Here is a 14,991-nt window from a genome sequence, read left to right on the forward strand (position 1 = left end):
ATTATTTCTCCTCATTTCCTAATAAATTACTAATTAAATAAGCAGCATTTAATAGTTTGTTGTCATTTAAATAATCTGCTCATAAATTTAAACCTAAGTTTCCTAATGAGGTTTTTATAAAAGGAATTACAATTGATGGAAAACCACCAAAATTAGCAATTTGCATTACATCTTCAACTAAATTAGTTGTTGGTTTTTGATTATTAACATCTTCAATTGTTTCGCTAACATCATGAACTGCTAAGTTTAAAATTAAATCACAATTAGTAAATAACTGCTTAGCTTTTTGCACAATTAATGTTCGCATTTTTTTAGCTGCAGTTAATAAAGTTTCAAATTGAGCTTCTTGAGTAACATAAGCACCTATCATAAAACGTTGTTTTAATTGTGTTCCTAAATATAAAGTTCGAGCTTTAATAATTAAATCTTCATAGTTTTTATATTCTATATCGTGTTTACCAAAAGTAATATTTGTAAAATTAGAGTATGAACTATAAGCTTCACTAAAAGCAACTAATTTATAAACTGGACTAATTGCTTTTAGTAAATTAATATCATAATCAACACTAATAACTTCATGGTCTTTATTTAATTTATTAATTAAATTATTTAATTCTTGTTGATATTTTGGCTCTAATAAATCAAAACTAGGTTTAAAAATACCAATTTTATATTTGTTGTTTGTTTTTAGAGTTGTAAGTGATTGTGTCTTAAAATCAAGACTTGTAAAATCTTTAAAATCACGTTTTGCTATGGCATTAAAAACAATTTGAGTATCTAAAACATTATTTGTGAAAATACCAACATGATCAAGCGATGGAGCGAAAGGATAAACTCCATAACGTGAAATAATACCATATGATGGTTTAAAACCAACGATTCCCATAATTGAAGCAGGTCGACGAATAGAATCACCTGTGTCTGTAGCAATTGCAAAAGGCACAACACCTTGTTGTACTAATACTGCACTACCAGAAGATGAACCACCACACACACGTGTTGAATCTAATGGATTAACAACTATACCAAAAGCAGAATCAGTTCCAGTACCACCTAAACCAAATTCATCTAAATTTGATTTATTTAATAAAATCGCTTGGTTTTGATCTAATAGTGTTTTAACTGTTGCATCATATGGTGGTTGATAATTTTCTAAAAATAATGAACCACCTGTTGTAATGATATTTTTAGTTGAAATATTGTCTTTTAAAGAATATGGAATTCCAAATAAATAATCAATTTGCGTGTCATTATTTGAAATTTCTTGGTCTAAAAAAGATGCTTGATTTAATGCTTGTTCATAATTATTTGCTAAACTTGCATTTAAATTTTTTATTTTTAAATTATGATCAATTGTTTTTTTAACTAAATCATAAATTTTAATTTCACGTTTTTTAATTTGTTCATGAAGTGTTAAAATAGTTTTATTTTTCATTTTTTAATACCCCATAATGATCAATTACTTCTAAACAATTATTTAAAACTTCTTCACTATTATTAGTTGCGCAAGAATCAATTTCGTCTTGGCGTAAGAAATTATCAAAAGAATTATTAATAACTTCAAAGGGTGCTATTTGCTGTAAATCAAAAAGCTCAAAAACTTTAATTTCATTAAATAAAGTATTTAAACGATTTTCAACTTGTTTAATTTCATCATCACTTAATTCAAACATACATGATGACATTAATTTTTGTAAATTATAACTCATCTTAATTTCTCTTCTCCTCTATTAATCAACATGAATTGGAATGTGTTTATCCTCGATAATATCATCTTCATAATCATAACGAATTAAAGGAACAACTATTTTGAAAATTGGATAAATAATTAATAGATTTAAAACTACCATTGGTACAAATAAAACTGCACGAATTGATAATCATTGTGTATATTTTAAACTTGATAATTCAGCATCAAATGATGGCATCATTAAAACGTTTACTACTGCTTCAGTTAATAAAATCGTTACTAAAACAGGAGCAAAAATAATAAATCAATTTGATTTAGCTTTGTTTTTATTTTTATGATTAAGTAAATATTTTATTAACAAACTAAATCAAACAACAATAATTGATAATAAGAAAAATCCTAAAATGATTCCAATCATTAATGTTCTTGCAATTTTAATATCAAAACCAAATAATTGAATGTTAAAACCTTTATCACCAATCCCTGGTGCAAAATATAAAAATAAAGCAATTGCTACACCAATTAAAATAGTTGCAATCGAACTATAAATTGCAAAAGGTAAATCCTTCTTTTTTGAAGTTGTTAGAATAATTCGAATTAATCCACCAATTAATCCATAGGCCATAGCAGCAATTAAATAACCATAATGAAATACACCAGCAGTCATAGCAACTGATAATAAATCAGTCATTGCGCCAATAAAAATACCTAAAATAGGACCAAATAATAAACCACCAATTTTAACAAGAATTCCCTCTAATGTAACACGAGTTCCTGGTCAAGCCCGAAAGATTACAGAAGCTGTGTTAGCTGATAAAACCGTTAATAATATAATTACTGCAACAGAAATCGAAATTACCATTGCAATATTAGAAATTCCTTTAACTGAAGTTTTAGGAATAATATAAAAACGCTTTTGAAAACGAATTGAATAATAAATTTTTTTAATAACTGTAAAGATAATAAAAACAATCAAAAACGCTAAAAAAATTAGGATTGATTGTCATGAATTAATTCCATTACCTTGTGAAGTATTTGTTGCATGCAATACGCTTGTTATGTTTGTCACAGATTCACCTCACTAATTATTTAATTTTACCATTTTATTGGAGTGCGAAAATGTTTAATTAAATAATCATTACATGCACTAAAATGCTTGCAAGTTAAAAAACCACGATGCGCGCTTAGTGGTGAAGGATGGGGAGCACATAAAATTAAATTGTGATCTTTATCAATTAAATCAATATAGCTCATCGCTTGTTTTCCTCACAACAAATAAACGACATGTTTTTGTTTTTTTAGTTCAATAAACGCATTTTTAATTAGTTGATCATACCCAAAATCCTTATGTGAATTAGCTTGATGAGCATTAACAGTTAAAACAGTATTTAACAATAAAACGCCTTGTTTTGCTCAATCAGATAAATCAGGATTTGTTCTTTTTATTTGCAAATCATACTCTAAGGCTTTGAAAATATTAACTAATGATCCAGGTAAATTATTACCTAAATCAACACTAAAACATAAACCATTAGCCATTTTTGGGGTGTGGTATGGGTCTTGACCTAAAATAACAACTTTAGTTTGTTCAATATCAAAAAAGTTAAAACATCGAAATCGTTGTTTTTTTAAAGGATAAACAACTTGATGATTTTCGATTGTATTAACTTTTTGAATAATATTTCTTAAATAATCTTGTTTGGTTTGATTAATTATAAATTCTTTTCATTTCATTTACTATAGTTAACGTTTACACTTTTAATATCATTAAGATCAAAAAGATATTTCTTTAAATTATTTTTAGCAGATTCAAAACTACTTAAATCATGAATATTAGCATCTTTATTTTCTAAAGCAATCATTGCTAATTGTGAATAAGCTTGCTTTGATAAAACTTGGTTGTTTTTAGGATCGGTGATTGGTAAAATAGTACGTGAAGTATTTGATGCTTTAATAGCTTCAACAAATTTACGTGCTTTAATAAAGTCATCAACTTTTAATTCAAGTGCATTATTTTCAGCCAAGAAAGCATATGGATAAACACCATTTAAACCACGATCGTGTTCATAATATTGTCAATCCTCAATCTTTTTGTCTTCGACGTATTCTTTTTCATTAGCTTTAGCTTCGTTTTTTAAATCTTCTTTTAAGTCTTTACCTAAAACACTAAAAGCATGAATCTTAGATAATGTTCCTGTGTAATATTCATTATAAACAGTTGTTTGTTTTTTCTCTGTTTCTGTTAATTCAGTTTTTTGATTTTTAATTTTTGCAAAGTTTTCTTGTAATAATTTTGTTGCATTTTCATTAACGTTAGCAGAACGCATTGTTGATGGTGCAAAATTAACAACGATATCTTTTAGTGGAATATCATAAACTAAATTACGAATTTCTGGTTTTTTATCTTCATGAATTTTAGCATAAATTTGTTTGTCAACGCCTGATAGTGCAGCGTTAATTGAACTAAGCGCATTTACTTGGCTTCCATTTGAGCTCGCTTCCATAAATGAACCAGCTGTTTTGTTTGAAGAGTTGTATCATGCATATTGTAATTTAATGTTTTTTAAACGTACAAAAACATTTTTTGAACTTGGATTTACTAATAATTCATCACTTACTTTAGTACCAAAACTTGGTTTAGTAATACTTAAACCTGTAATAGCATCAACATATTCTCAATCAAAACTAAAGTTGTATAAAGCCAGTTTGTATGTATGTTGACCAGCACCTACACCTTGGACTAAAGCCAATAGAAATTCTTTAGCAACTTCATTTTTTAATCCCTTAAATAATTCAAAATCTTTATTTGAGTGATTGTTAAAAGCATGTTCGCCTAATCATTTCATTAATTGATCTGTCATTGAAGTAATGTAAGTATACAAGCCATCACTAATAACCAAAGAATTAATTAATTCAACAGTTTTATTAATTTTTGTTAATTCACCTTGTGTATAAACTTTTTGGTTAAAAACTGTTTGTTTACTTGCTTCATCAACAACTTCTAGATTATTAGCATACTTACTTGTTGGATCAAAACTTAGTTTATTACCAATTAAACGAATTAATTCATTTTGTAAAATACTTAAATTGATTGGTGTTAGTTTGTTTGAGTTTGATGGAGCTTTTGTTCAAACTTCTTTTTTAGGAATTAAATAACCTAATTGATCAATTTCTTTGTTATTTTTATCAAAACGTTTATTATCTTTGATACTTGTATAAGTTAAATCTCCTGCCTCATAATAAACATCATCTAATAAGTTTTCGTTTTCAAAAACCATTTCATGTTTTTGATCTTTACCTTCAAATGCACGAATTTTAACTTTACCAATATTATTAGTTTTAACGTTAGCACTAACATAGTGAACATTAACTTGAGGATGTGCAGCTGCTGAACATGAAGCAGCGATAATTGGCACTAATCCAATAAAACTAATTCCTAATAATGAAAAAATTAGTTTTTTACTTTTATTTTTTTTCATGTTTACTCCTTCGAAGTGGTTGCACGAATAAATTTACTGTTTAATTTTGAAAAAATAATGTCAGTTTCACCTGTTGAACCATTTCGGTTTTTTTCAACAATAAATTTTGCTTCAATCAAATCATCACGCATTCGTGTTTCTTGATTATCGTTTTGCATAGCGTTACGTTGTTTTCGATCTCAATGTAAAAAAGCAACAACGTCAGCATCTTGTTCAATTGACCCAGATTCTCGTAAATCTGATAATTTTGGGGAATTATCGATTGTTTTCACTAAAGGATTATTTTTCATATTAGCATTGCTACTTACATCACGTTCTTCAGCTTTACGTGAAAGTTGAGCAATTGCAATAACTGGAGCATTAATTTCTTTAGCGATGACTTTTAATGCGCTTGAGACACGGCCAACCTCTTGTGTTCTTGTCATATTTTTATTAGCATTACCAGCAGAGACTAATTGTAAATAATCTAAAACTACTAAAGCAATATCATAACGTTTTTTTAAATCATATAATTTTGCTTCAATATCTACAATTGAAATATTGGGACGATCATCAACAAAAATTGGTCAACTTTTAATTTCATTAATTGCTTGCATTGCAAATGACCTTGTATCATAACCTTTAGCTATGCGATATTTATTTTCAATAACTTCTCTATTAGAAATCCCTGTTTTAATTGAAATAAATTTTTGCAAGATTTGTTCTTTAGTAATTTCAAGTGAAAACATTACAATAATCTTTTCTTTTTGGTTAGGTTGAATGTTTTGATTATATTCAATAATTTCATTAACATTATTAACCATAACATTTAAACAAAACGTTGTTTTCCCAATCCCAGGACGTGCTGCAATAACAACTAATTCTCCTGGTTTATAACCATTTGTGAATTTATCAATATTATCATATTTAGTTTTAATAACACCTGGAATAATCCCACTATTACCAATTTTGTTTAATTTTTCAAAATAGCGATTTGCAATTAGTTCCATGTTTTCAATAGTATCTTCAGTTCGTGAAGCAAGAATTTCTAAAAATTTTTCATGCATTTCTTTAAACTGATCTTTAGCGTTAGTTAATGAAATTTGTGTTGATAGAATTTCATTAGCAAAAAGATCGAGTTTATTTTTAATAGAAGCGTTTTTAATAATTTCAATACAATCTTTTAAATCAACTAAATAGTCAGTACGTTCTAAAATTTGCACTAAATAATTTTTATGTAATAAATAATTTTGATCTTGTTCATCAACAATCACATAATTACCTAAACCATTTAAAATATTTGATTCACTAATTTTATATTTTTGCTCGTTTAAATTAGCAATTGTATTAAAAATATTTTGTTGAACTTTTTCTGGAAAATCCTTAGCTTCTAAACGTAAAATAACATCTTTTCAAAAGTCGTTATTATTAATTACTAAACAAAACAAATCTAAGATCGCATCATTTAAGTCTTTCGTTGACATAAATCACTATTCTTTGCTAACAATAACATTAACTTTAGCAATCACTTTTTTGTGTAATGAAATTTCAACAACGTGTTCACCAATACCTAATGCATGTGGTTTTGTTATCATGTGTTTTATTACTAATTTTTGGTCTTTATTAATTTCATCAATAATTTGTTTATTGCTAATTGAGCCAAAAGTTTGTAGATTGTTTGTTTTTAAAAAAAAGTGTAAAGGTTTTTGTTCTAACTCATCTTTTAGTAAAGTTGCATCTAAAATAGCTTGTTGCTCTTGAGCTTGTAAAATTGCAAGGTCTTTATTTAAAACTTCTTGTGATTTGCTTGTTAGTGCAACTGCTTTTTTTTGACGAATTAAAAAGTTTTTTGCATAACCATCACTAACATCAACAATGTCATTTTTTTTACCAAGATTTGCAATATCTTCTAATAAAATAACTTTCATAACTTTACTCCTTATTTATTAAATAAAACGAACATATCATTAACTTGTTTGCAAAATGATACCTTCGTTTTATTTTGATTTTAATTATTCTTTAACGTATGGAAGTAATCCTACAAAACGTGCACGTTTAATTGCATTTGCAATTCTTCTTTGCATACGAGCACTTGCACCTGTTACACGACGTGATGCAATTTTGTTATTATTGTTAATAAAACGTTGTAGTAGTTCTACATCTTTGTAATCTACATGCTCAATTCCTTTAGCAGATAAAATACAAACTTTTTTACGTGGTTTACGATTACGGTTATTAATTACTTTAGCCATAAAATCTCCTATTCTAAATCATCATCAAGATTAATTCAACTTGTAATTTCATCTTCTTCATCATCATTTTTATTAGAATTTGATGTTGTTGATTGAAAATTAGTTTGAGGTTGGTTTGAACTAAATGCTGCATCAGTATTAATGCTTGCGTATGCACCCATCATTGTGTCAACATTTACTTTATCATTATTATGATCATTAGCATTTTGATTACGACGTGATAATGATTGGACTTGATCTGCATAAACTTCAGTTACATAATTTGTTTTACCATTATTATCAACGTAGCTTCGTGAAACAATACGTCCTTCAATTGCGATAGCATCACCTTTTTTTAAATATGTTGTTAAAAAGTTAGCTTGGTTATTTCATGCAACACAACGAATAAAATTTGCATTAGCATTAGGAATATTATCATTAACAGCAACTGTAAAGTTAGTAACCAAACGACCGCTTGGTATTTGACGAGCTTCTGGATCACGAACTAGATTACCAATCAAAATTACTTTGTTCATTTTACGCCTCAATATCTTTTTAGTTAAATTAAAATATTTTTATTTTTAACGTTTTGAATTTGCACCTTTAACAAATTCTTTAACTGGTAGCCCAGCTGCTTCACGTTCAGCCTTCATTGCTTCATAAGCTGCTTGACGTTCTGCTGCACGACGTTCTGCTTCTTCTTTTTGACGTACATAAACTTCAGCACGTTTTTCATTACGTTGTACTTTTTTAGCATTAACAGTTGCTTTGTAACCGTAATCTTTTTCTAAATTAATAATAATGTGTCTTAATACATTTTTATTAATAATTGCTAAACGTCTAAATTCATTAATTAAACTAACATCAGTTGTTTCAAAATTATAAACATAACGATAAGCAGTTTTTAGCTTGTTGATTTCATAAGCTAATTGTTGCACACCTTCATAATTATTTTCTTTAACTTCTGTGTTTTTTAAAGTTGCTTTTAATTCATTTGCAACTTTGTTAGCTTGTTCTTGATCTAAATCACCACGAACAACTAACATAATTTCGTATTTTGCCATTTATTTTGCTCCTCTTATGGATATTAATAGCTAATTTCGTTAATTCTAAAATTAGCAAGAGTGTTTAGTCCAATAATTATTGTTGAATAAACGTTAAAATTATACCAAATTTAGGAGTATAATAAAGTTAAATTATTTAATCATATATATGGAGCTTTTAGATTTTAAGTTATGGTGTCGATAGAAAAAATCAATGAGCAAGATATTAATGCTATTGTGGCATACGTTGTTGCTTTTCGTAAAAGACTTTATCCTGAAATAGATCATAATACCCTACCTAAAGAATTAGCTAATTTTAAACAAACCTATATCATTAATCCTTTAGGCGCATGATTTAGCGTCTTTTTAGAAGGTACTCATGAACTAGTTGGAACAATTTCATGTCATGAATACAACTATAGATATAACGATTTATTTTGTTTGGATAAAAATATCAAAACAAGTGAAGTTGGTAAATTATATATTGATCCTTCAATTCGTCGCCAAGGAATTGCCACTAGTTTGTTTAATGCATTAAGAGAGCAAGCTAAAAAACAAGGCATTCAATGTTTTTATTTACATACACACCATCATTTGCCAGGAGCTAAACAATTTTGATTGAAAATGGGCTTTACTATTCAAAAAGAAATGACTCTAGAAGATGATGGTAAAGACATTATTCATATGACTTTAGAACTATAAAACATTAAAAAAATCATGGAACTAATCCATGATTTTTTGGTCACAATCTATTGAATTGCACAATAAGTTTTAATAATAATTAAATTTCTACTTGAAATTGTGATGGTGGAGATGAGGGGAGTCGAACCCCTTTCCGCAACACTTAATTAATAATGTCTACAGTTTAGTTTTATTAGAAGTAGTGTAGTTAACAAATAATAAAACGAATTTATAATTAACTAACTATTTGTTAGATTTATTTAAATTTAAAACAACAAATAACAATTTTTAAACTTAAAACTATTGTACAATAAGCCCAAAAACCAACCAATAGTAATTGTGTTAGTGAACGTTTCTACTAATAATTAATTAGTACGCAAAAGCGTAGTTTGCATTAGTAGCTGAAGCCATAAACACTGGGTTTAATTCTACTTCAGAAGATTTTTTGTTTTCTGCATTTAAGATGCCTCGAAAGCGATAAGGGGCTAACCCCACTGCAATTAAAAATTAATATGTCACGTCGAAACCGTGACATCCCCAAATAAAATGACTATAAGTAATTTATAGTTAATAATATTTTAAAGCATTAAAAAATAAAAAACAAGGTTATTAGTGTTAGCAAACATTTTTACCTTGTTTTTATAATTTATTTATTAAATATTCTTGCTAATTTATTAATACTTTCTTTAGTAAATAATTGATTATCAATAACTCTTTGTTTAAAAGAATCTCATTGTATTAAATCTAAATTAAGATCATAATCTAATAAGTCTTTTTTAAAGTTTTCAAGTAATGAATCAATTTTTTGTTTTAAATCATCAATTTGTTTTTGAATTGATACTAAGCTTGATTTTAGTGAATCATCTTGTGGATTTTTAGTAATTAAATCTTGAATAATTACATGATTTAAATTCTTAATTGCTAATTCATGTTTTAAATTATTAATGTTGATTCGATAAGTTTTATCATTCTTTTTGCGTGAATAACCCTTTAGATAATCTAACATATCTACACCATTTCAAATCATTTGAACTAATTTAAAATAATGCTTATTTGCTTTTAATTGTTTATCATTTAAATTCATTAAATATTGAATATCATCAACTAACAATCATGGATCTTCATTATTAATTTCTTCTAAAAGATATTGATTACCTAAATAAATTTGTTTAATAATATCTTTATCTTGGTTTAAAGAATCAAAATTAAATTTCATTAAATATTGGTTAACACTATCTTTATATTTTGTTGGAATTTGCGCAAAATATTTGTTAAATGAATAATCATCTTTAGCATCTGGTGCAATTAAAGCATTGAAAATAGCTTGTTGTTCTTTTGGATTTAATTGCATTAATTTCTTTTGCAATAATAAAAAATTATTTGCATAATTTTGTCGATAAAAATAAGGACTAAGTTTTGAAAAATTAAAGTAATAATCAAAATGAGTTCGAATCTTTTCATTACCAGGTACTATTTTTTGAATTTTCATTTGGTTTTTTATTAGCTTTTAAAAATTCATTAAAGTTCATATTTTTATTTGCATTATAAAATGGAAATGTTAAAACATCAACGCTAGCTTGGTTGTCAAATTCTTGTTTTAAAAAATCTTTTCACTCATCATTTTTTAAATTAATTGCATTAAAATTTTGAAAGTTTTTAAGCATACTAAAAGCATTTCAAAAATCTTGTTGGCATTCACTTGCATTCAAGCTAATTGGTGTAGTTAAATTTTCATATAGCAATCAATTAATTAATAAAGGAAAGAATTTTTTATTTTTGCTTTGTTTAATGAAATTAAAATCAAATGCTTTAGCTTTAGTTTTTTGAAGATAATTTAATAATTCATCAACAAAGGTATCACTATATTGATTATTAGTAAATACTTTTGATTGATCATAAACAAATGAAGGAAGTGTATTTGTTGAAAATTTAAAATTAAAATCTTTTGAATCAACACCATTAACAACAATATTTTTTAAAATATAATTTTGATTTTTCTCAAAATCATTTCAACTAAAGACAACGGCATTTTTATAAAGTTTTCCATCAATAAAAAAGGTTTTATTGCTGTTTGGTTGAATGATTCTTATTTTAATTTTTCGATGCATATCATCTGGAGATTGAATTTTAGTATCTACATGATCAATTTTGTTAATACTTGAATAATGCGTTGTTGTAATCTTAGTTTTAAAATTATATAAATACGCTAAATCTATATTATTTAAATAATGCCTGCTAGTATTAGGTCCTTTTGTTTTATAAATTTGATTTATATTAATTGCTTTATCGTCAAAAAACTCATTTTTAATTTTAAAAATAAATTGTTTTTTACTGCTATTAAATTGGTAGTCTTCAATAAAATTTAAAGTTGTTGATTTTGTTGTTTTTGTACAACTTATGATTAAAGGAATACTTAGCAACCCCACAAAAATAGGTAAAGATATTTTTATTATTTTTTTATTCATAATTAGATTTTCCTAAGATTTAATAATGTTTGCTATTTTTTACAATATATGAATAGCTAAATTTTTCATATTGATTTTGATCGACAGAATTTTTGTAAACTAAAATTTTATAATTTCCTTTTTTCAAAGAATTTGCTCTTATTAATTCAACATTGGTGTTAGAATTAGATTTTGATATAATTACGTTTTTAATATTATCAATATTGCTATAATTAACGCCCTTTTAAAGAATTGCTATCTACTAAAACTAAAGAATAATGTGATTGGTCGATTGGTTTTTTGTAATTGTTTGTATTAAAATCATTTTCTAGTTGGGAATCACTTTTCTCAATATTTTCTTTAGAATTATATAATCATGATAAAGAAAAGTTTAAATTAGAACTATCATTTTCTATATTTAAATCAATTTCTTTAACTAGCTCTTTTTCTTTATATTTTTTATTAATTTCAAAATCATTAACATTTTTATAAGCTTCTATAATATTTTCAAAGTTTAAAATTCCAAATCCATATACATTATTATGGTTATTTTCTTTATAAACTGTAGATATATCTTTAATTTTATCCATAGATGAAGAAGTTGCTAATATAGATCTAACATGAGAAACGGGAATTGTTTTATTTGCATTATTAGCCATATAATATGCTTGCAATAAACTAACTGCACCTGTAACCATTGGAGTAGAAAAACTTGTTCCTCCTATTAGTACTTCACTAATTGTTTCTTTATTATTTACGTAATTAAACTTATCAAGTTGATTTATTTTTGCTACACCATATATATTTCCTGGAGCAACTAAAAATGGAAATAAATTACCGCCAATATTTTCTTCTACACTAGAATGATTTCCGTAATTAGAATAACTTGAAATTTCATAATTATTATTTATACTACCAACGTAAATAGAATTTTTGTTAAATCTATCATTTAAGATATATTTATTATCAACTTCTTTTAAAGGTATACTTAATTTTCTTTCACCATTATTTTTAGTTTTTACATTTAATTTCAAAACATAGTTTCCATCATTACCAGTTGACATAATATTTATTACGCCATAATGATAACAACATAGTCAAAAAGAAAATTCTTTAATGAATATCTTAATTCATTTGAATATTTTTTTAGAAAATTACTTATTTCTTTTTTTTATTTCATTGTAATCATAATTATCAAAAATTATACTTTCAAAATGATTTTGTAATTCTAAATTGAAATAGTTTGGTAATGAAATACCATAACTATGATTAATAATTTTTATTCCTTTTTCTATAAATTCATTAAATTTTCTAAAATATCCATAATAACCTTCATTTTCATGTACATTTCAACTATATATGTGTGATTTTTCATTAATTCCTACATTGCTTGCAATAATAGATGCAACATTGTTAGCATGTAAATTTTTGTCAATTTTATCATTTATATTTTTGTATAAATTGTTAATAACATCTGGATCATTACCACCTTTATCTTGATAGTCTTTTAATTGTTTTTTAGCATTAGTAATAATCGCTTCTCTAACTCTTCTATCATTCTCTCATTTTACATACTTATCTTTATAATTTTCATAATGTTCAAAATTAGTATCACTATAAAATAAATTTGATGGAATTAAATCTACTTCATTTCCCGCTTCAAATATTCCAATTTTTGGTCTTGAACGCAATTCATAATTCGAATTTTTTATACCTGGAATCTCTTCTAAATTATGTCTATACTTGTTTACACCAATCATTTCATAAATATTTTTATTTAAATCTGTTAAGTAATCATTAACATAGAAAGAAAAATGCTCTAATGAAATATTGGAATTAACCATTACATAATTTGAACGTGTGTTGTATTCGATGTTTTCATCCAAAAATTTTATTGCACTAACTAAATATGTTTGTTTTATTTCCAAATTGTAATCAATATTGATTTTTAAAAATTGTTCATTATCGCTATTAACTAAAAGTTTTCCTTGAACTGAGTATTGTTTATTATCTCTAATATTATAAAAATCAATTTTTACTAATTGACCAATTTTATGATTAAATTTTTTGTTTATTTTAATGTACAAAAACTTATTTTTAATAAAGTCTTTTTTTACTAAATCCTCTTCTTTGCTAATGGGTTTAAATTCATAATCAAAATAAATTAAATCAACAATATAATTATTTTCAATAGTTGAGTATGATTTCAAATAACTAGAATCTTTTAAAAATCAATTGTCTAAATTTAAATTATTAGTATTTAAATTATTTTCTTGTGATGGTGTTTCATTGCTATAAAATTTAATTTCGTTAAATGTTATAGATCTAAACTTATTACTTAGAATGAAATTCTTAATTTCACTGGTTTCTAAATTTTTATCAATTATCAAATCCACAAATGGAAGTAGTTTAAATGATTTTATATCAGATTTATCATTCATTAATAATTTTGTTCTTTCAATATTTGATATAAATTTATCCTTATCATTAATATTGTTAAAAGTAATTCTAATAATATTTTTATTTTTAAACTCTTTTTCGTTTTTCTTATTCATTAATATTGTAGAATGTTGTATTTCATTAGAAATAGTACTTATATTTTGTTTATCGTGTAAAGACGAACTTGTTTGATTATTTCCTTTTATTACCAATGAAATTAATGGTAAAGATATTAATGGTAATAATATTGTGCTTTTTAAGATTTTTTTAAACTTGATATTCATATGTAAATATACTTAATTTTAATATTGTGCACTTATTTATAAATCTATATTGAGATAAATTAATTTTTTATTAACATTAATCTTTTTATTTTTTTCTAAAATAGTAAAATTTTTGGAATGAAATTATTGTAATTTATGAATGATAACATTAAAACATTAAGAATATAAAAACAAGGTTCTTGTGTTATACACACAATTTTAACCTTGTTTTTTTATATTGTATTAATTAAGCATAAGCTGAAATATACTCTTCTTGTAAAGTATGACTTTTTTTACGATTTCAATTAAACACTTTATCATACACAATTGTTAAGAAAATTGCTGAAGCATAGTGAATAAAAGGAATTAGTGAAATGATTAAAGCATTTTTAACTTTTGTTTTATTTTCATTAAAATCATTTAAATACTTTACTAAAATACGAATATTAACAGTTAAACTAATTAAATATGTTAATGTTCATAAAACTAAAAACAATCCAAAAAAACCAATTGATAGTTGAATTTCTTCTTTTAGTGTTAAATAATTTTTTAAATCTTTAGCACTTAACATATTGAGTAGTTCTTTTTCATGACTTAGTGTGTGTGCATCAAATAAATTATGACGCACTAATTCGTGTCCAATTCAAGCACCAACACAAATAAATAAGGCAACAGAAAATAAAAGTAAAGCTCAATTTTGAATTGAAACAAATTTTAATCTTTTAAAAATTAAATCCATAAT

At 25.2% G+C, this 14,991-nt stretch carries 16 protein-coding genes and 1 other RNA gene; 1 reads left to right on the forward strand and 16 read right to left on the reverse strand.

From position 1 onward, the window contains the following. Position 1: 1 nt before the first annotated feature. The 10 genes from UUR8_RS03140 to rpsF form a co-directional block, all read right to left on the reverse strand. Positions 2–1,435 (reverse strand): amidase family protein, encoded by a 1,434-nt coding sequence (locus UUR8_RS03140; protein WP_004026021.1) that lies wholly within the window; start codon positions 1,433–1,435, stop codon positions 2–4. Then, positions 1,425–1,709 (reverse strand): hypothetical protein, encoded by a 285-nt coding sequence (locus UUR8_RS03145; protein WP_004026136.1) that lies wholly within the window; start codon positions 1,707–1,709, stop codon positions 1,425–1,427. Before UUR8_RS03145 ends, UUR8_RS03140 begins: the two co-directional genes overlap by 11 nt. Before the next feature lie 21 nt (positions 1,710–1,730). Then, positions 1,731–2,759 carry a membrane protein gene (locus tag UUR8_RS03150; RefSeq protein ID WP_004025595.1) on the reverse strand — a complete coding sequence of 343 codons (1,029 nt, stop codon included), beginning with the start codon at positions 2,757–2,759 and terminating at the stop codon, positions 1,731–1,733. A gap of 26 nt (positions 2,760–2,785) precedes the next feature. Continuing rightward, positions 2,786–3,424 carry a uracil-DNA glycosylase gene (locus tag UUR8_RS03155; RefSeq protein ID WP_004025643.1) on the reverse strand — a complete coding sequence of 213 codons (639 nt, stop codon included), beginning with the start codon at positions 3,422–3,424 and terminating at the stop codon, positions 2,786–2,788. After that, positions 3,403–5,169: a hypothetical protein gene (locus tag UUR8_RS03160; protein WP_004026105.1), complete on the reverse strand. Its 1,767-nt coding sequence runs from the start codon at positions 5,167–5,169 to the stop codon at positions 3,403–3,405. The genes UUR8_RS03155 and UUR8_RS03160 overlap by 22 nt, the downstream gene beginning before the upstream one ends. A gap of 2 nt (positions 5,170–5,171) precedes the next feature. Further along, positions 5,172–6,632, reverse strand: coding sequence for a replicative DNA helicase (locus UUR8_RS03165; protein WP_004026202.1), 1,461 nt, complete (start codon positions 6,630–6,632; stop codon positions 5,172–5,174). Between the two features lie 6 nt (positions 6,633–6,638). Beyond that, positions 6,639–7,076: a 50S ribosomal protein L9 gene (rplI, locus tag UUR8_RS03170; protein WP_004025721.1), complete on the reverse strand. Its 438-nt coding sequence runs from the start codon at positions 7,074–7,076 to the stop codon at positions 6,639–6,641. A gap of 84 nt (positions 7,077–7,160) precedes the next feature. Further along, the gene (gene rpsR / locus UUR8_RS03175; protein WP_004025615.1) at positions 7,161–7,400 is read right to left on the reverse strand and encodes a 30S ribosomal protein S18; all 240 of its coding nucleotides are present in this window, start codon (positions 7,398–7,400) and stop codon (positions 7,161–7,163) included. Positions 7,401–7,408: 8 nt separating this feature from the next. Further along, a complete protein-coding gene (locus UUR8_RS03180; protein ID WP_004025516.1) occupies positions 7,409–7,915 on the reverse strand; it encodes a single-stranded DNA-binding protein in 507 nt (168 codons plus the stop codon). A gap of 45 nt (positions 7,916–7,960) precedes the next feature. Continuing rightward, positions 7,961–8,443 (reverse strand): 30S ribosomal protein S6, encoded by a 483-nt coding sequence (gene rpsF, locus UUR8_RS03185; RefSeq protein ID WP_004025588.1) that lies wholly within the window; start codon positions 8,441–8,443, stop codon positions 7,961–7,963. A gap of 171 nt (positions 8,444–8,614) precedes the next feature. Here rpsF and UUR8_RS03190 point away from each other — a divergent pair, with 171 nt between their 5' ends. After that, positions 8,615–9,124: a GNAT family N-acetyltransferase gene (locus UUR8_RS03190; protein ID WP_004025696.1), complete on the forward strand. Its 510-nt coding sequence runs from the start codon at positions 8,615–8,617 to the stop codon at positions 9,122–9,124. 103 nt (positions 9,125–9,227) lie between these two features. On the opposite strand, the gene ssrA is transcribed toward UUR8_RS03190, so the two are convergent. The 6 genes from ssrA to UUR8_RS03210 all read right to left on the reverse strand — a co-directional run bounded on the left by ssrA (position 9,228) and on the right by UUR8_RS03210 (position 14,988). Next, positions 9,228–9,642, reverse strand: a transfer-messenger RNA (tmRNA) gene (gene ssrA / locus UUR8_RS03605). 107 nt (positions 9,643–9,749) lie between these two features. Beyond that, complete coding sequence (locus tag UUR8_RS03820) at positions 9,750–10,592, reverse strand: hypothetical protein (RefSeq protein WP_004026012.1); 843 nt, start codon at positions 10,590–10,592, stop codon at positions 9,750–9,752. Continuing rightward, a complete protein-coding gene (locus UUR8_RS03825; protein WP_004026095.1) occupies positions 10,564–11,568 on the reverse strand; it encodes a hypothetical protein in 1,005 nt (334 codons plus the stop codon). The genes UUR8_RS03820 and UUR8_RS03825 overlap by 29 nt, the downstream gene beginning before the upstream one ends. Before the next feature lie 212 nt (positions 11,569–11,780). After that, on the reverse strand, positions 11,781–12,611 hold the full coding sequence (locus tag UUR8_RS03200; RefSeq protein ID WP_004025542.1) for a S8 family serine peptidase: 831 nt from the start codon (positions 12,609–12,611) through the stop codon (positions 11,781–11,783). 90 nt (positions 12,612–12,701) lie between these two features. Further along, entirely contained in the window at positions 12,702–14,270 is a 1,569-nt protein-coding gene (locus UUR8_RS03205) for a S8/S53 family peptidase (protein ID WP_004026902.1), read from the reverse strand. Between the two features lie 226 nt (positions 14,271–14,496). Continuing rightward, positions 14,497–14,988, reverse strand: coding sequence for a hypothetical protein (locus UUR8_RS03210; protein WP_004026156.1), 492 nt, complete (start codon positions 14,986–14,988; stop codon positions 14,497–14,499). Positions 14,989–14,991 lie beyond the last annotated feature (3 nt).

This window comes from Ureaplasma urealyticum serovar 8 str. ATCC 27618 (genome assembly GCF_000169535.1).
Lineage (GTDB): Bacteria > Bacillota_I > Bacilli_A > Mycoplasmatales > Mycoplasmoidaceae > Ureaplasma > Ureaplasma urealyticum.